Source organism: Massilia sp. UYP32 (genome assembly GCF_050434365.1).
Classification (GTDB): Bacteria; Pseudomonadota; Gammaproteobacteria; order Burkholderiales; family Burkholderiaceae_D; genus Telluria; species Telluria timonae.
Genome location: NZ_JBNDIK010000011.1, coordinates 1 through 16,897 on the forward strand (window position 1 = coordinate 1; position 16,897 = coordinate 16,897).

Sequence of the window (16,897 nt, forward strand, 5' to 3'; positions counted from 1 at the left end):
GCGCCATGACGGCAGGGACGCGGCGATCCTGAACCACCGCAAGCAGATCTACGAGGCTGCGAAGCAACGCCATCCGGAGCGCTGGAGTGGGGCTACTCGGGACTGGGAATTGAACGATGAAGTCTGGCTGAATCCGGAACGGAAACCGCCAGAGCAATTAAGAAAAGCCGCATGACTTGACGCGACATCTTTGTTGACAACTACCGTATGCCCCAATGCACGGTCTCGCACTCGATCCAGTCCTTGTGCCTCTCGTCCTGCGACTCTCCTTTGATACCGTCCATTTGCAGATATACGTCGATTGCCATGTGGTTCCCCTGATTACGACCTGATGGTCGGCCTGTGGATTATGTGCATTCGTCGGTGGACTGGCTTAGCCGAGCGCAAAGTCGCGCCGTGTCATCGCGACTAGAGTGCGTATTCAAAGCAAGCAAGAGGACATTTATGCCAGCAACAGTTGAGAAAACACTGCCTCAGCGACCGACTGTCAATATGCGGATAAGCCCCGAGGCGCGCAAGCGGCTGCGCGATACGGAAACCGTTCAATACCGGTATTACAACGACATGGGCAAGAACCGTGGGCACTGCACATGGGGGATTAGCGTGCTCGCTCACCGTGGCGTTTGTACCGAAGAAGAGCTTGGGAGGGCTGTCAGCCCTGCTCAGGTCGAGGCTGAGTTCTCTCGTAAAGTCGCAGAGGCCGAAGGAGGGGTGCATCGCAACGTCCATGCAGAGTTAAACCAGGCCCAATTCGATGCCCTGGTTTCGTTCACGTATAACACGGGGATCGGTGGTGCCGGGAATACCTATAAGCTCATCAACGCCGGTGATTTCAGCGGAGCTGCTGCCAATATGCAGCAGTTTGTACGGGTGCGAATAAGAACTAAAAACGGCGTGAAAAAAGTCGTTGCAGGTGGTCTGGTAAAGCGCCGCGCAGAGGAAGCCGCACCGTTTCTGGAAACAGAAAGATAGGAGAACCATGTCACATCCATTCGCCAGAACCGTCACTCAGCGATGGGACATTCAAGCCTATATCGCAGTCGCGGTAGTCGCACTAGCGATGTGGGCATCAACACCTGCGAATGCCCAGAGCCAGGACAAATCGGTGATCGGACAATGGAGATTGACCGCTGTGCTGGACTCATCGCAGATCAGCGCGCTTGACGACGCCCAGGCCAATGGAATGATCGGTCAAGTACTCAGTATTGGAGCGAACCGCGTGCGACTGGGCAAACGCATCTGCGATGCACCCACGTTCGAGGCGACGCGCGCAGAGACCGAGGAATATCTGTATCGGCACGCAAATGCCAGCGCAGAGAACCTGGGGCTACCGAATCCGGTGACGGTGGTGAATCTGGATTGCATGGATGTATACCAGAAACCGCCAGACAAGCTGGTTGTGCACTGGCAAGGTGTATTTTTTGACGCTGTGCGTGAAAGACCCCGACGCCAGAAATGACGCGGCCACAAACGCACCAAAAGCTACAATGCCCGGCAAAACCGGGCATTGAGAGTGAGGACAAGTGACGGATCAGGCCGTCCCGCCCACCGTCACCCCATCGATGCGCAGGGTCGGCTGGCCGACGCCCACCGGCACGCTCTGGCCTTCCTTGCCGCACACGCCGACGCCCGAATCCAGGCGCATGTCGTTGCCGATCATCGAGATGCGGTTCATCACGTCCGGGCCGTTGCCGATCAGGGTCGCGCCTTTCACCGGATAGGTGATCTTGCCGTCCTCGATCATATACGCCTCGCTGGCCGAGAACACGAACTTGCCGTTGGTGATGTCGACCTGGCCGCCGCCGAAATTCACTGCGTACAGGCCGTTCTTGACCGAGGCCAGGATCTCTTGCGGGTCCTTGTCGCCGGCGCGCATATAGGTGTTGGTCATGCGCGGCATCGGCAGGTGGGCGAACGATTCGCGGCGCGCATTGCCGGTGACCGGCATCTTCATCAGGCGCGCATTCATCGTGTCCTGGATATAGCCCTTCAGGATGCCGTCCTCGATCAGCGTGGTGCACTGGGTCGGGTTGCCTTCGTCGTCGATGTTCAGCGAACCGCGGCGGTCTTGCAGGGTGCCGTCGTCGACCACGGTCACGCCCTTGGCCGCCACCCGCTGTCCGATCATGCCGGCATACGAGGACGAGCCCTTGCGGTTGAAGTCGCCCTCCAGGCCGTGGCCGACCGCCTCATGCAAGAGCACGCCGGGCCAGCCCGGTCCCAGCACGATGGTCATCGGACCGGCCGGGGCCGGACGCGCCTCCAGGTTGACGCAGGCCGACTTGACGGCCTCGGTCGCATAGCGGTCGAGCACCTCGTCGTCGAAGTAGCCGTAGTCGAAACGGCCGCCGCCGCCGGAGGAGCCGACTTCACGCCGGCCGTTCTGCTCGGCGATCACGGTCACCGACACGCGCACCAGCGGACGGATGTCGGCCGCCAGCACGCCGTCGCTGCGCACCACCAGCACCACGTCGTATTCGCCGGCCAGGCCCGCCATCACCTGCACCACGCGCGGATCCTTGGCGCGCGCCATCTTTTCCACGCGCTCGAGCAGCTTCACTTTCGCGGTCGCATCGAGCGAAGCCAACGGATCGTTGGGCAAATACAGCGAACGGCCGCCGGTCGGCAGCGCGCTGCCGGCCACCTTGATGCGGCCGGCGCCGGCGCGCGCGATGGTGCGCGTGGCGGTGGCGGCGTCCAGCAGCGCGCGCTCGGAAATCTCGTCGGAATACGAAAACGCGGTCTTGTCGCCCGAGATGGCGCGCACGCCGACGCCCTGGTCGATCGAGAAGCTGCCGGTCTTGACGATGCCCTCTTCCAGGCTCCAGCCTTCGCTCTTGGTGAACTGGAAGTACAGGTCGGCGTAATCGACCTTGTGCGTGAACATCGTCCCCAGCGCGCGCAGCAGCTTGCCCTCGTCGAGGCCGAATGGCGTCAACAGCACGTCGCGCGCGACGGCGATGGAGGAAAGATTCGGTTCAAATGGAGTCATGTTGGCATCAAGCATTCGGTTGGAAAGGGCATTGTGCCATATCCATGCCGTTCGCACCGGAAGGTAGCCCAGGCAATGTGCTGTCGGTCATCGGGCATGCGTTTCGTGGCGCCAGGCGCCGCCTGACCCACTCAATCCCAGTAGCGGTTGGCGCGCACCAGTTCCAGGTAGTCGTCCCGCGTGACGCCGACAACGATTTTGTCGTGGTGTTGGCCGTCGCGAAAAAACCAGTTGCGGCGCACCCCTTCCTGCTTCCACCCACACTTGTCAAGATAAAAGCGGATCGAACGTTGATTGTAGGCAATCATGTCGCCGTCCAGGCGCTGTAAGCCCAGTTCCATGAAGGCATAGCGCATGATCGCCATCACCGTGTCGAGGGCGTAGCCGCGGCCGCGCAGGTTTTTTTCCCCGATCATCATGCCGTGGAAAGCGTTGCCGTTTTTCCAGTCGATGTCCACCAGGTTGGCGGTGCCGATCATGCCGTCGTCCGGCGTGTCGATGCAAAAGACATGGCTGGTCGGATTGCCGTCCTTGCGCGAACGGACCCAGTCTTCGGTCGAGCGGCTCGAGAACGGAAAATGCCAGCCGCCAAGCATATTCCATACTTCCGGATCGTTGCTCCAGCGATGCAGGCGCGGCACGTCATCGAGTTCCGGAGCCCTGAGGGTGACGGTCTTCCCTTGGATATTCATGGTGTATCTCCAGTATGGTGTATGTGTGCCGACAAGTAGGCCGCGCAGGCATCCGCCACCCTCGCCATATCGTCTTCGTCATAGCGCTGGTCGCAAGGCAAGGGCACGAGCTCGCGGACCAGGGCGGCTGCAGCGCTGGCGCCCGGCGCTCGCTGCAGGACGTCGGACCAGTAGGTTGCGACGTAGATTCGCTGTGCGATAAGCGCCTCGCGCAGGCCTTGCGCGCCCGTCAGCAAGGGATAGCACAGGGGACCATCGATGCTTCCGGGATCGAGGTCGCAGCCGTTGAAGCGCGCCAGCCGCCGGTGCAGATAGTCGAAGTTGCGCTTGCGCCGTTCCCGAGCCGCCTCGAGGTCGACGCTGCCCAGGATGCGCTCGGATAGCGCCGACATGTGGCGCGGCGCCAGTGCCGCCAGCGCCTGTTCGCTGCGCTGGTAGGCGGCGTACCCGATCTCCGGCGCGCCCGCCAACCGCATCAGGAGGTGGCCGGCATGTTCCAGCACCGGCGTATCGTCCTGTTGCGGGGCAGGCACCGGCAAGTCCGTGACCAGGAAGCCGCCATCGGCAACACCAAAGAACTTGCGCGGCGAATAGATGGACGCCAGGCAGGCCGGAGCCGGCACGTAGAACGCCTGGCAATGGTCGAGCACGACACGCGCGGGATCCATCCGCGCCAGCAAGGCATCGATTTCACGGGTACGGACACCGAAATAGTTGACGGCATAGAACCAGTCATCCGCCTGCAGATCGACCTGCCCCGACACCTCGAAACGGGCATCGACCTCGTATGGCATGACGGTCACGCCAGCCGCGTGCAGAGGCGCCAGCATGGAATCGCACAGGTAATCGGGCATCCATACCCGGCCCGGCCGACCAGCTTGCAACAACGCGAAAAACGCCGCGCGCGCCGACTGGAAACGCAATGCGCCGGGAAACGCTGACGACCGCTGCGGCGGCAGCTCGAGTTCGAAATAGCCACCGATCGCTGGCGCGCTCATGCGACCTCCCCCGCCGCGATCAGCTCACGCGTGGCGCGGGCGTCGTTGAACATCAGCACATCCAGGATCGACAGTCCGGGCTGGAACGGCTGCGCCAGCTGGGGATAGGGTTCCAGGCGCGGTGCGATGAACTCCAGGGCGATGCCATGCCAGGCGAAGGTCGACTTGTCGTACAGGTCGGTGCCACCGGGCGCGTTGAGGTAGCGGCTGGCGCGCTCGCGCAGGCAAATGTCGATGATGCGCGTCTCCCCCGCCAGGTGCCCATTGTCGTACGTGCGGGATGAATCGACGAGCCCCGTGTCCAGCCCGACGTGTTCGCACACCATGCGTACACTGGCGCGCGACAAGGCGCCGATCGACGCATGATTTCCGTGAATGACACTGGCGAGCATCTCGTACGCCAGCGCGAAGTATGGCGCCCTGGCGTAGGCGTGGCGGACACTCTCCAGCAGCTTCTTTTTCCAGTGCTCGCCCGGCTCCGGCCTCACCGTATCAATCTTCATGAAGGAACTCGCGCCGGCCAGCGGCACCGTCATGTAGCGTACCGCCCCCGCCAGGAACAGGCGGTTGCGGTTGACCCATCCATTCTTGATGTAATTGACGTCGTCATAGAACACGAATCGATCGACCGACGCAAGCAGCTGGAAGTACCCGATGTACGGAAACAGATAAGGCTGCATGATGGCAAGCTTCACCGTTGCGCCCCCGGCGCGACGACCGCGCAAGCCACGCTCGCCGACGACGCCTCGCGCAGCGCGCGTGCCTGTCGAGAGACCTGGATCGAGTGGTGTTTGCTCATGATTGCAGTGCCATTCACTATGCGCGGTATGGGCCGCCCTGCTGCCGGCTGAGGGAAAACCGCATGATGACAAAAATCTTTCCCCAAAACAAGCTTCGTGATACGCATGCACGGCGGGCCCCGAAACCCTCGAGGAACGCCTACATTTTGCGATGGCGCAATACCGGCAGGCTTTCGCGCACCCCGGCCAGGTAGGCCGCATCCAGTTCGCCCGCGACCACGCCCTCGCCTTCCGGCAGCACCGCCTTGACCTCGCCCCAGGGATCGACCAGCATGCTGTGTCCGTAGGTGCGGCGGCCGTTGACGTGCATCCCGCCCTGGGCCGCGGCCAGCACATAGCACTGGTTCTCGATGGCGCGGGCGCGCAGCAGCACTTCCCAGTGCGCGCGGCCGGTGGTGTGGGTGAAGGCGGCCGGCACGATGATGAGAGCGCATTCGCCCATCGCGCGGTACAGCTCGGGGAAACGCAGGTCGTAGCACACCGACAGGCCGACCCGGCCGAACGACGCGTCGAACACGCCCACCGTCTCGCCCGGCACGATGGTGCGCGCCTCGTCATACGATTCGGCGCCCTTGTTGAAGCCGAACAGGTGGATCTTGTCGTAGCGGCTCATCATTTGCCCCTGCGGGTCGTACACCAGGGTGGTGTTGAGCACCTTGCCCGCCTCGGGCGAGACCATCGGCAAGGTGCCGCCGACCAGCCAGATCCCGTGCTCGCGCGCCAGCGCGGCCATGCAATTCTGGATCGGGCCGCTGCCGGGCTGCTCCGCGTGCGCCACCTTGTCGGCGTCGCTCATGCCCATGATCGGCCAGTATTCCGGCAGGGCCACCAGGGTGGCGCCCCGGCCGGCGGCCTCGGCCACCAGGCGGCGCACGGTGGCCAGGTTCTCGCCGACCTCGGGGGTGGAAACCATCTGGATCGCGGCTACGGTCGTCATATCACTCCTTCTTGGCTGGCTCAGTGGCTGGTGCAGTGGCGGCGGCCGCCGCCGGGTTGTCGATTTTCGTGATGACCGGCGCCTTCCACGGCCCCGTCACCTGCATTTCATAGGTCAGCGCCTTCATCACCGGCGCGCGCAGGAACAGCTGGGCCAGGAAGCCCCCCAGGCCGATCACCGGGTTCACCGCCAGGCCATACACCAGCGGCCCGGTGCCCAGGTTGAATTCGGGGATCACCACCACGCGCAGGTTCGTCGATTCGTTGGCGATGTCGGCGCTGCCGTTCATCAGGACGGTGGCCGCCACCCCATGCATTCTAAGGTTGTCGGTGCGCAGCACCCCGCGCTGGATCATGGCGTTGGCGCTGATGCCGTCGAACGCCAGGCCTTCCGAGAACACGTCGTGGAAGTCGAGCTTGAGCAGGCGCGGCAGCGCTTGCAGGCTGAGCACGCCCAGCAGCTTGGCGGCGCCCGGATCCTGCTTCAGGAACTGGCCCGATTCGACGTTCATCTCGATCTGGCCCGACAGGCTCGGGATATCCATCGCATACGGCAGGCCGGCCCAGGAAATGTCGCCGCTCAGGGTGCCGTTGCCGCGCCCGATCGTGCCTGGGAAGCCCAGGCGGTCCAGCAGCTTGCCGGCGTCGTCCATGTGGAGCGCGAAATTCAGGCTGGTATTGCTCTTGCCATCCTTGGTCAGCCAGCGGCCGTTGGCCTTCAGCTGGCCGTCCGGATTGGCGAGCAGCACGCGGTCGATGCGCCATTCGCGGCCCGCCAGCGCGCGCACATTGCTGGCGCGCAGTTCCAGCCGGCCGAGGCGCTTGTCGAACAGTTCGAACTGCTCGGCCACGATGTCGAGCGAAGGGATGGTGGCGCTGGCGCCCCGGCTCGACTCCAGCAAGTCCTTGACCTCGGCCTCGGCCGATTCGGGAATCGTGAGCGAAGCCAGGCGCGCCGTGACCTTGCCCAGGCCGCTGGGGGTCTCGCTCCAGGTGAGATAGCCGCTGGCCTGGCGCGAATGCAGGTTCGCCTGCCAGGTGTCGCGGGTGTGGGTGGCGCCGAGCACCACGTCGGCCACGCGCCGTTCGCCGATGGTCAGTTCGCTGATGCGTCCGGCCAGCACGGTCGGCAGGATGTACTGCGTGAAGTCGGCGCCGCTGGCGGAGCTGGCCGCCGGTCCGGCCATCGCGCCCGGCGCCGGCAAGGCGGCGCCGGTATCCGCATCCGCGCCGGCGATGGCGCGCCCGGCCGCCAGCCAGTGATCGATATTGAGCACCTTCGAATCGACGTGGACCATCATGCCTTCGTCGGGCAGCGGCGCCGGCACGTTCACGCCGATGCCGCCCTGGGTCACCCGCCACGGGCCCTTGCCCTGCTTCTCGCGCAGGTAGCGCGCCGCCAGGTTGGGGCCGACGCCGACGCGGATCTCGTCGCGGCCCAGGCCGGCCATGGTCGGCGCGCCTTCCAGCACGAAGCTGAGCGGCAGGCTGGCGTCCGCCGCCTTGTTCAGCGGGTGCGGCAATTCGACGCCCAGGCCCGACAGGCTGGAGTCGATGGCGATCGTGCGCCGGCCTTCGCGCACCACGATCGAGCCGGTGTAGTGGGTGCTCCCCGACAGGCGTTCGGCCAGGCGTTGCATTGCCGGCGCCGGCGCCGTGCGGCGCATGCCCTCGGCCGACAGCACGCCGTCGAGCAGCACCCGGGTGCTGCCGTCGCGCTGGGTGCCGCCGGCCACCGTGACCGGCTCGCCCAGGAAGTCCGCGCGAATCGCCTCCAGGCCGAAGCCATGGTCATGGAAATCGATCCGGCCCTGGGCGCTTTGCAAGGTCGGCAGTTCGGGGAACAGGCTGACGTCGTTGTTCTGCAATTGCAGGCTGCCCTGCACCTTGGTGTCATGCATGTGCGACAGCGGCATGCGCAATTTCAGGCCCAGCTTCGCGTTGCCGCTGCCGCGCGTGTCCTCGGTGAAGTGGCCGATCCAGTCCAGCACCGGCGTCACCGACACATAGCGCAGGAATTCCTGCAGCGGCCCGGCGCCCTGGCCGTCGATTTCCAGCATCATGTTCTCGTGGGCGCCAAGGTCGGGGATCACCGCCTTGACGTTCGACAGCGCCACGCCCAGGGTGCGCAGGGTCTTGCCGTGGATTTCCATGCGCGCCCGGTCGAACTCGATGCTGCCGTCGATCGCCTCGGCCAGCGGCCACAGCGGCGTGCCGTCCGGATGCCGGTGGCCGGGCGCGTATTCGAGGCGCGCCCCTGCCAGCCGTCCGCTCACGTTGAATTCGCCGCGCGCGCGTTCGGCCGCGTTATTGGCGTGGAACGGGAAGTGGGCCAGGTCGCCGCGCAGGCGCAGGCTGGCGTCGTTCAGGCGTCCGCCCTGCAAGGCCCCGACCAGCCAGTCGTGCAGGCCGTGCGGGGTGGCGAGCGGCAGGTAGCGGCCGATCTGGTCGATCGGGAAGCCGTCCAGGCTGCCGCTGAAGTCGGCGCTGCCGGGCCCGTGGCCGGGCCCGAGCGGCAACACGTGGCGGCCCGACACCTCGCCCGTGAAATCGCCCTGGCGGAACGTCAGGTCGTCGACCTCCACCTGCAATTGCTGCCCCGGCTCGAGCTTCCAGTTCGCTTTCAGCGCCAGCTGGTCGAACGGCATGCGCGGCTCGGCGAACCAGGCCGGCATGAACAGCGCCAGGCCCTTCGAGTCCAGCGCCACGCTGCCGCCGCGCTCGTTCGCATCGATGCGGCCGCTCAGGCGCTCGAAACCGGGCGTGGCGGGCCGCGCCGGCAGCGCCGGAACGCCGCCCTGGGCGTTTCTCGCCGGACGGGCGGCGACGGCATTCAGGGCCAGGTCGGCGACCTCGCCGCGGATGCGCCAGCCGCTCACGTTCGGGTAGCGCCCATCCCATTCGGCGCTGACGTCCTGCAGCATGCCGCGCGGCGCATAGTCGGCCAGCAGCTGGCGCTGCACCGGCGTGACCGGCAGGTACTGGGCCAGCGCCGCCAGCGCGCCGATGTCGAGCCGGCGCGCGCGCAGGGCGCCGCGCTCTGGCTGGCCATCCTTCGCGGGACGCCAGGTTTGTTCCAGCGTGGCCGGCGGCAGCGCGCGGCCATCGCGCGCCACCACGGCAAAGTGTTCGAGGCGGATCGTGTGGCCGTGGGCGCCGAAGGTCGGCTTGCCGTCGGCCCCGTTCGGCAGCAATTCCTCGCGCGCCGACAGGCGGCCGCTGACGCGCGCCAGCTGCAGGGGCGCGATGTCCTTGCCGAGGCGCGCATTGACGCCGGCCAGGGCCAGGTCGGCGGTGAAGCCGGCCAGGCGCGCCTGGTCGAAGCCGAGCCAGGCGCGCAGCGAACCGCGGCCGCGCTCGAGCTGGATCGGATAGTCGACGAAGCGTTTCCAGGCGCCGAGGTCGACGTCGCGCAGGTCGGCGTACAGCTCGCCCTTCCAGCGCAGCACGTCCGACGGCCGTTCGCCGAAGCGGTGGCGGAACTGGGCGCGCACGTCGATCGGGCTGCCCAGCGCGCGCGGCGGCGTGGCCTGCAGCGCGAAGTGGTGGGCGCCCCAGCGATTGAGCAGCGCCAGGGTCACGCCTTCCAGCGCCAGCGGCGGCGTGCCGCGCAATTCGTCGGTCCAGTCGACCCGGCCGTCGCGGATCACGATCTCGCGCTGGCGCAGCAGCCAGTCGCCGCCGCCGCCGCCGGCCTTGTTGGGGTCGAGCCGCACACCGGCGACCTCGATCACGCCGTCCAGCCCGCGCCGCACCGCCAGGCGCGGCCCCTTGATCTCGAGCGAGGCGAAGCGCGGCTCGAAGGCGGCCACGCTCCACCAGCCCAGGGTCGCCTCGACCTGCGGCAGCGCCAGCACCTGGCGCCCGTCGCGGTCGTGCAGGCGCACTTCGCTAAGCGACAGGGCCGGCCGCAAGCCGTGCCAGGACGCGGCCAGGCGCGCGATCGTGACCCGGCTGCCGAGGGCATTGCCGGCCATGCGCTCGATGTCGCTTTTATACAGGTCGATGTTGGGGAGGATGGCGTAGCGCAGCACCAGGAACAGCACGGCAAGCGCGAAATACACCAGCAGCACGAGCTTGATGGTAAAGCCAAGCACGTGGTGCGAGGCCAGGTTGGCCATGCGGTAGGCCGAACGCAGCCGCCGCCAGCGCACGGCGAGCGGCGATGCCGCAGTGGGCGCCTGCGGATCCGGGTTGTGCATCAAGGTGCTAATAACAAAGGCTCGCCGTAAATTTAACTCTTTAATAAAACAGGTCGCTTGCAACAGTTGCGGCGTCTACCTTACCATCGGTGCTGACCCAGGCAGCGTATCGTGTCCGATGAGCAGGCCATTCTACCGCATCGCCTCTGAGCCAGACCTTAAAAACCCTCCCCGCCGGGCGGCACCGACCCGCGCATCTAACAGGATCGACGATGACCACAGCTTCCCCCGCCTGCGCCTCACGCTTCGTCCAGCGCTGGCTCGATGCCGCTCCCGAGCGCGCCGCCCAACTGGCCGCATTGTCATCATTATCGCTGGGCGGCGCCGATTTCCGCGCGCTGTTGGAACGCGAACTGGCCCAGGGCCTGCCGCTGGAACGGGCCATGCGCCGCGTGCGCAACCTGCTGGTCTCGACCATCGTGGCGCGCGACCTGGGCGGTCAGGCCGACCTCGACGAGGTGGTCACGGCCATGACGGCCTTCGCCGACTTCGCGATCCAGACCCACGTCTTCGCCCTCACCGACGAGCTGGTGGCCAGCCACGGCATGCCGATGGGCGAGGAATCCGGCCGCCCCCAGCACCTGATGGTGCTGGCCATGGGCAAGCAGGGCGGCGGCGAGCTCAATGTCTCGTCGGACATCGACCTGATCTTCGTCTATCCGGAAGACGGCGAGACCGCGGCCGGCCCCGGCCAGCGCCAGTTGTCGAACCACGAGTTCTTCGTGCGCCTCGGACGGCGCCTGAACGCGGCCCTGTCCGAGGTGATCGAGGACGGCTTCACGTTCCGGGTCGACATGGCGCTGCGCCCCAACGGCAAGTCCGGCCCGCTGGCGGCCAGCCTGGGCATGGTCGAGGAATACCTGATCGTCCAGGGCCGCGAATGGGAGCGCTATGCCTGGGTCAAGGCGCGCGCCGTCACCGGCGCGCCCGACGACATCGCGGCGCTCGACGCCATCGTGCGGCCCTTCGTGTTCCGGCGCTACCTCGACTTCGGCGTGATCGACGCGATCCGCAATATGCACGCCCAGATCCGCGCCGAGGTGAAGCGCCAGGAGCGCCTGCATCCCGAGCGCAGCCACAACGTCAAGCTGGGGCGCGGCGGCATCCGCGAGATCGAGTTCCTGGCCCAGGTGTTCCAGCTGATCCGCGGCGGACGCGATCCGGCCTTGCGCGAGCGCTCCACCCGCAAGACCCTGCTGCTGCTGGCCGAGCGCGAGCTGCTGCCGCAAGAGACGGTGGAGCGCCTGCTGCAGGCCTATACGTTCCTGCGCAACCTCGAACACCGGGTGCAATACCTGGAAGACGCCCAGACCCATACCCTGCCGGCCAATCCGGACGACCGGCTGGCGGTGGCGCACATGATGGGCGTCAAGGACGAAGCCACCCTGCTGGACGCGCTCGACGCGCAGCGCAGCTATGTGGCCCAGCAGTTCGACGCCATTTTCGCCGACAAGGAAAAACCCGACGACAAGCCGGATGCCCCGGCCCTGGCCGACGAACTGGATAATATGGACGCACTCGCCGCCCGCCTGGCCGCGCTCGGCTTCGACGACGCCCGCACCGCCGCCAGCCGCCTGGCCGCCACCCTGCAGGGTCCGCGCCTGTCGAACCTTCCCGACGCCAGCCGGGAGCGGCTGCTGGCGCTGGTGGACGCTTCCCTGCCGCTGGTGGCCACAGTGGTCGGTGAGGCCGGCATCGGCAGCCACGCCGCCACCCTGGGCCGCCTGCTCGACCTGTTCGAGGCGATCGCACGCCGCTCGGCCTACCTGTCGCTGCTGACCGAATACCCGCACACGCTCGAGCGGGTGATCCGGATGATCAATGCCAGCGGCTGGGCCGCCACCTTCCTCACCCAGCACCCGATCCTGCTCGACGAACTGCTGGACGACCGCAATGCCGGCGCCGGCGACCTCGGGCAGCTGGCCGCGCTGCTCGACGAACATTTGAGCGAGGCGGCCGGCGACACCGAGCGCCAGCTCGACATCCTGCGCGAAGCCCACCATGCGCAGCTGTTCCGCCTGCTCGCCCTGGACCTGGCCGGCGAGCTGTCGGTCGAACGCCTGGCCGACCACCTGTCGGCGCTGGCGGATATGATCGTCGGCGCCGTGGTCAGGCATGCCTGGCGCACGGTCAATGGCCGCCACCGCGAGGAACCACGCTTCGCCGTCATCGCCTACGGCAAGCTGGGCGGCAAGGAGCTCGGCTATGTGTCGGACCTCGACGTGATCTTCCTGTACGACGACGAAGACCAGGACGCCCCGCCCCTGTATGCGCGCCTGGCCCAGCGCTTCATCACCTGGATGACGGCCCATACCGCGGCCGGCATCCTGTTCGACGTCGACATCGCCCTGCGGCCGGACGGCGCCAGCGGCATGCTGGTTTCGTCCGTCGCCGCCTTCGAGCGCTACCAGAACGATGCCGCCTGGCTATGGGAACACCAGGCATTGACGCGCGCCCGCTTCTGCGCGGGCGAGCCGGCCATCGGCGCGCGCTTCGAGGCGATCCGCGAGCAGGTATTGCGCAAGGACCGCTCCGGCCAGGAAGCGCAACTGAAAGAGGAGGTGGTGCGCATGCGCCAGCGCATGCGCGACGCCAACGTCAACCGCAGCGAGCTGTTCGACCTCAAGCACGACGCGGGCGGCATGATCGACATCGAGTTCATCGTGCAATACCTGGTGCTGCGCCATGCCGCGGCTTACCCGCAGCTGACCGCGAACGCCGGCAATATCGCCCTGCTGCGCGTCTGCGGCGAGCTGGGCCTGATCGACGCCGGCCTGGCGGGCCAGGTCGCCGACGCCTACCGCATCATGCGCAAGCTGCAGCACAGCGTGCGGCTGCAGGGCCAGGACAAGACCCGGGTCGAGCCCGGCCTGGTGGGCGCCCACCCCGATAGCGTACGAGCGCTGTGGCAAGCCTGCTTCGGCAACTGAACAGCAGCTTTTCCTTCCTCTCCCCATCCCATTTCGTGCACGCACCACTCCGGTGCGTGTGCGCTCTCCTCGCACTGAATTTACTCGTAAGTACACCTTTTTTGCACAATCGATAAGCCGTTGAATTTCCTGACTTTTTGGTCATTTAATTTCTTTCTGATAACTGTTGTTTTTGCCACAAATTCCAGCCTGCAACGCGTTGACACTGGTCAACACGGAATGGTTTTATATAGATGTGTATGCACGACGGAACCCCCGTTATCCACGGGCGTCCGCATGCGCACGGGTTGCACCTATTAATCATAAAAAGTCGTTCCACACCCGTGGGACGCAGGATGGAGAGCACATGCAACAACGAACGAAGATCGCATTGGCCGTGGCGCTCGCGCTGCCGGCAATGAGCGCCATCGCGCAGGAAGCACTGCAGCGCGTCGAAGTGACCGGTTCCCGCATTCGCCAAGTCGACCTCGAGACCGCACAGCCGGTCCAGGTGATGAGCCAGGAACAGATCCAGAAGAGCGGCCTGGTCACCGTCGGCGACATCATCAACAGCATGTCCTCGGCAGGCGTTCCAGCGTTCAGCAAGGGCACCGCGCTGGGCGCGGGCCGCGAACAGGGCGGCCAGTTCCTCGACATGCGCAACCTCGGCTCGCAGCGCCTGCTGGTGCTGGTCGACGGCAAGCGCTGGAGCCAGTCGGTCAACGGCTATACCGACATGTCGACCATCCCGTCGGCACTGATCGAACGCGTCGAGATCCTGAAGGACGGCGCCTCGTCGATCTACGGCTCGGACGCGATCTCGGGCGTGGTCAACATCATCCTGAAGAAAAACATGCAGGGCGGCCAGGCCAGCATCTATCACGGCCAGAACGAAAAGAACGACGGCAAGACCAAGGATTACTCGATCTCCTACGGTGCCGGCGACGACAAGGCTTCGCTGCTGTTCGGTCTGACCCACACCGACCAGGGTCCGGTCTGGGCCAAGACCCGCGATATCACCGCGACCACCAACGGTCCGGACCGCCCACTCGCCGGCCTTGGCACTGGCCCATGGGGACGTATCCGCCAGGTTAGCCCGACCGGCGGTCCGACCGGTTTCGACCGGGTACTGAACCACACCGGCAGCCAGTTGGGCGATGGCGTCGGCGCCGATTCGCGCGACCCGGCCAACTACCATACGTTCGCCAATGCACCTGCCGACCTGTTCAATTCGACGAGCCAGATGCACTTCCTGACGCCGAGCAAGCTGACCTCGATCTTCGTCAAGGGCGAAGTGGCGCTGCCGTGGAATATGAACTTCAAGACCACCGCGATGTATGCCGAACGCAAGTCGTCGCGCTCCGTTGCTGGTTATCCGCTGAGCTCGACGTCGCAGTCCGCCTACCCGGTCTATGTCGACAAGGACAGTTACTACAACCCATACGGCAACTCGGTGGCCGGCGCGGGCAACGGCCAGGACCTGTTCTTCTACCGCCGCACGATCGACGTGCCGCGCGTGACCGACAACAGCAACCGCACCCTGCACATCGACGCCACCCTGGAAGGCGAATTCGCGATCGCCAACAATCCATGGAACTGGAGCGTCGGCTACAACCACAGCAAGGTCGATGGCGGCGTGCGCGGCTACGGCGACCTGAACCTGCTGAACCTGAAGAAGGCCCTCGGTCCATCGTTCATGAACGCCTCGGGCGTGGTGCAGTGCGGCACCCCGGCCGCGCCGATCGGCCTGGCCGCCTGCGTCCCGTTCAACATCCTCGGCGGCCCATCGGCCTCGACCCAGGAAGCGCTGGACTACGTGATGTCGACCGCCCAGGCGACCTACGGCTCGACCGTCAACAGCGCCACCGCCGACCTCACCGGCGAACTGTTCCAGCTGCCGGCCGGCGGCGTGGGCGTTGCCGGCGGTGTCGAATACCGTGAAGTGCGCGGCCAGGACGTGCCGGGCCAGTTCGAGCAGTCGGGCTATTCGTCGAGCCTGGCCGGCAATGCGACCTACGGCCGCTACACCGTGCGCGAAGCCTACCTGGAAGCCAACGTGCCGCTGCTGAAAGGCGTGCCGTTCGCCGACCTGCTGAGCCTGAATGCGGCAACCCGCTATTCGGACTACTCGAACTTCGGCTCGACCACCAACAGCAAGTTCAGCTTCATGTGGAAACCGGTGCGCGACGTGCTGACCCGCGGTACCTACGCCGAAGGCTTCCGCTCGCCGACCCTGGGCGACACCTTCGGCGGCGGCTCGCAAACCTTCGCCAGCTACCTGGACGTGTGCGACAGCCTGCACGGCGAAGCTGCGCGTAACCCGACCGTGGCGGCACGCTGCGCGGCCGCCGGCGTTCCGGCCGGCTTCCGCCAGAAGAACCAGACTGGCGCCGACGTCGGCGCGACCGGCGCCCAGACGCCGTTCCCATTCACCACCGGGGCCGGCAACGCCTTCCTGCAGCCGGAATCGGCCAAGACCCGTACCCTGGGCATGGTCATCAGCCCATCGAGCGTGCCTGGCTTCTCGGTGTCGGTGGACTGGTTCAACATCCGGATCGAGAACCTGATCACCGGTGTCTCGGCGACCAACACCCTGGAAGAGTGCTACGTCAACAACGTGCAGAATTTCTGCTCGCTGATCAAGCGTGACGCAACCGGCCAGGTGGTCGACCTGCAGATCGGCAACACGAACCGCGGCAAGGTCGAGACCGAAGGTGTCGACGTGGCGGTCAACTACCGCCTGCCACGCACCCGCTTCGGCCAGTTCAGCATCCGCAGCGAAACCACGTACACCGATTCGTACAAGCAGCAGTCGACCCTGGATAGCGAATGGGTCGAATACGCCGGCGAGTACGACATCTTCCGCGTGAAGTCGAATACCTCGCTGGACTGGAGCATGGGCAACTGGAGCGCCACCTTCACGGCCCGCTTCTACAGCAGCCAGAAGAACCGCTGCTACTCGGCGACCCAGGCCATCTACTGCTCGGATCCGACCAAGGAAGCCAGCTGGGGCACCGGCTACAACCGTCATGGCGAGATGTGGTACGGCGACATGTCGGTCGGCTATGCCCTGCCATGGAATGCGAAGATCCTGTTCGGCGCGAACAATGTCTTCGACAAGAAGCCTGAGATCAACTACAGCGCAAGCTCGAACACTGGCGGCAACTCGTCGTCGTCGTCGGTGTCGCCGGAACTGCCGATCGACCGCTTCTTCTACGTGCGCTACAACCAGTCATTCTAAGCTTCAAGTTTCAAGCAATTTAATTGCGCAAAAAACCCGCCCGGCGCAAGCCGAGCGGGTTTTTTTTCGCATTGCCAAATTTAGATCAATTATTGACTGCGCAGTCAATTACTTGCAACATTGCCAA

General features: G+C 65.6%; 10 protein-coding genes and 1 pseudogene. 4 read left to right on the forward strand and 7 right to left on the reverse strand.

The features are described 5' to 3' along the window. Positions 1-206: 206 nt before the first annotated feature. Positions 207-308, reverse strand: a pseudogene (locus ABIB42_RS10185) (type VI secretion system tube protein Hcp); the annotation flags it as partial. Positions 309-444: 136 nt separating this feature from the next. On the opposite strand from ABIB42_RS10185, the gene ABIB42_RS10190 reads away from it, so the two are divergent. Continuing rightward, positions 445-972 carry a lysozyme gene (locus tag ABIB42_RS10190; protein WP_229409853.1) on the forward strand — a complete coding sequence of 176 codons (528 nt, stop codon included), beginning with the start codon at positions 445-447 and terminating at the stop codon, positions 970-972. Between the two features lie 7 nt (positions 973-979). Beyond that, positions 980-1,459, forward strand: a complete 480-nt coding sequence (locus ABIB42_RS10195) for a hypothetical protein (RefSeq protein WP_184235120.1) — start codon at positions 980-982, stop codon at positions 1,457-1,459. A 72-nt stretch (positions 1,460-1,531) separates the two neighbouring features. Here the strand turns inward: ABIB42_RS10195 and tldD are convergent, their stop codons facing one another. The 6 genes from tldD to ABIB42_RS10225 all read right to left on the reverse strand — a co-directional run bounded on the left by tldD (position 1,532) and on the right by ABIB42_RS10225 (position 10,620). Beyond that, entirely contained in the window at positions 1,532-2,992 is a 1,461-nt protein-coding gene (tldD, locus tag ABIB42_RS10200; protein ID WP_005668528.1) for a metalloprotease TldD, read from the reverse strand. 131 nt (positions 2,993-3,123) lie between these two features. Continuing rightward, complete coding sequence (locus ABIB42_RS10205; RefSeq protein ID WP_005668527.1) at positions 3,124-3,684, reverse strand: GNAT family N-acetyltransferase; 561 nt, start codon at positions 3,682-3,684, stop codon at positions 3,124-3,126. Beyond that, positions 3,681-4,682: a hypothetical protein gene (locus ABIB42_RS10210; RefSeq protein WP_429248284.1), complete on the reverse strand. Its 1,002-nt coding sequence runs from the start codon at positions 4,680-4,682 to the stop codon at positions 3,681-3,683. The genes ABIB42_RS10205 and ABIB42_RS10210 overlap by 4 nt, the downstream gene beginning before the upstream one ends. Beyond that, on the reverse strand, positions 4,679-5,377 hold the full coding sequence (locus tag ABIB42_RS10215; RefSeq protein WP_040777003.1) for a WbqC family protein: 699 nt from the start codon (positions 5,375-5,377) through the stop codon (positions 4,679-4,681). Before ABIB42_RS10215 ends, ABIB42_RS10210 begins: the two co-directional genes overlap by 4 nt. 244 nt (positions 5,378-5,621) lie before the next feature. Next, complete coding sequence (locus ABIB42_RS10220; RefSeq protein ID WP_005668522.1) at positions 5,622-6,419, reverse strand: carbon-nitrogen hydrolase family protein; 798 nt, start codon at positions 6,417-6,419, stop codon at positions 5,622-5,624. Position 6,420: 1 nt separating this feature from the next. Then, the gene (locus ABIB42_RS10225; RefSeq protein ID WP_429248285.1) at positions 6,421-10,620 is read right to left on the reverse strand and encodes a YhdP family protein; all 4,200 of its coding nucleotides are present in this window, start codon (positions 10,618-10,620) and stop codon (positions 6,421-6,423) included. A gap of 212 nt (positions 10,621-10,832) precedes the next feature. On the opposite strand from ABIB42_RS10225, the gene glnE reads away from it, so the two are divergent. Together glnE and ABIB42_RS10235 are read left to right on the forward strand one after the other, a co-directional pair. Continuing rightward, positions 10,833-13,550, forward strand: a complete 2,718-nt coding sequence (gene glnE / locus ABIB42_RS10230; protein ID WP_005668518.1) for a bifunctional [glutamate--ammonia ligase]-adenylyl-L-tyrosine phosphorylase/[glutamate--ammonia-ligase] adenylyltransferase — start codon at positions 10,833-10,835, stop codon at positions 13,548-13,550. Positions 13,551-13,896: 346 nt separating this feature from the next. Further along, positions 13,897-16,770, forward strand: a complete 2,874-nt coding sequence (locus tag ABIB42_RS10235; protein ID WP_273035215.1) for a TonB-dependent receptor plug domain-containing protein — start codon at positions 13,897-13,899, stop codon at positions 16,768-16,770. Positions 16,771-16,897 lie beyond the last annotated feature (127 nt).

Coding starts and splice junctions, on each gene's coding strand:
- ABIB42_RS10225 (WP_429248285.1), bottom strand. CDS start 10,620: ATGCACAACCCGGATCCGCAGGCGCCCACTGCGGCATCGCCGCTCGCC.
- ABIB42_RS10205 (WP_005668527.1), bottom strand. CDS start 3,684: ATGAATATCCAAGGGAAGACCGTCACCCTCAGGGCTCCGGAACTCGAT.
- ABIB42_RS10220 (WP_005668522.1), bottom strand. CDS start 6,419: ATGACGACCGTAGCCGCGATCCAGATGGTTTCCACCCCCGAGGTCGGC.
- ABIB42_RS10235 (WP_273035215.1), top strand. CDS start 13,897: ATGCAACAACGAACGAAGATCGCATTGGCCGTGGCGCTCGCGCTGCCG.
- glnE (WP_005668518.1), top strand. CDS start 10,833: ATGACCACAGCTTCCCCCGCCTGCGCCTCACGCTTCGTCCAGCGCTGG.
- ABIB42_RS10195 (WP_184235120.1), top strand. CDS start 980: ATGTCACATCCATTCGCCAGAACCGTCACTCAGCGATGGGACATTCAA.
- tldD (WP_005668528.1), bottom strand. CDS start 2,992: ATGACTCCATTTGAACCGAATCTTTCCTCCATCGCCGTCGCGCGCGAC.
- ABIB42_RS10190 (WP_229409853.1), top strand. CDS start 445: ATGCCAGCAACAGTTGAGAAAACACTGCCTCAGCGACCGACTGTCAAT.
- ABIB42_RS10210 (WP_429248284.1), bottom strand. CDS start 4,682: ATGAGCGCGCCAGCGATCGGTGGCTATTTCGAACTCGAGCTGCCGCCG.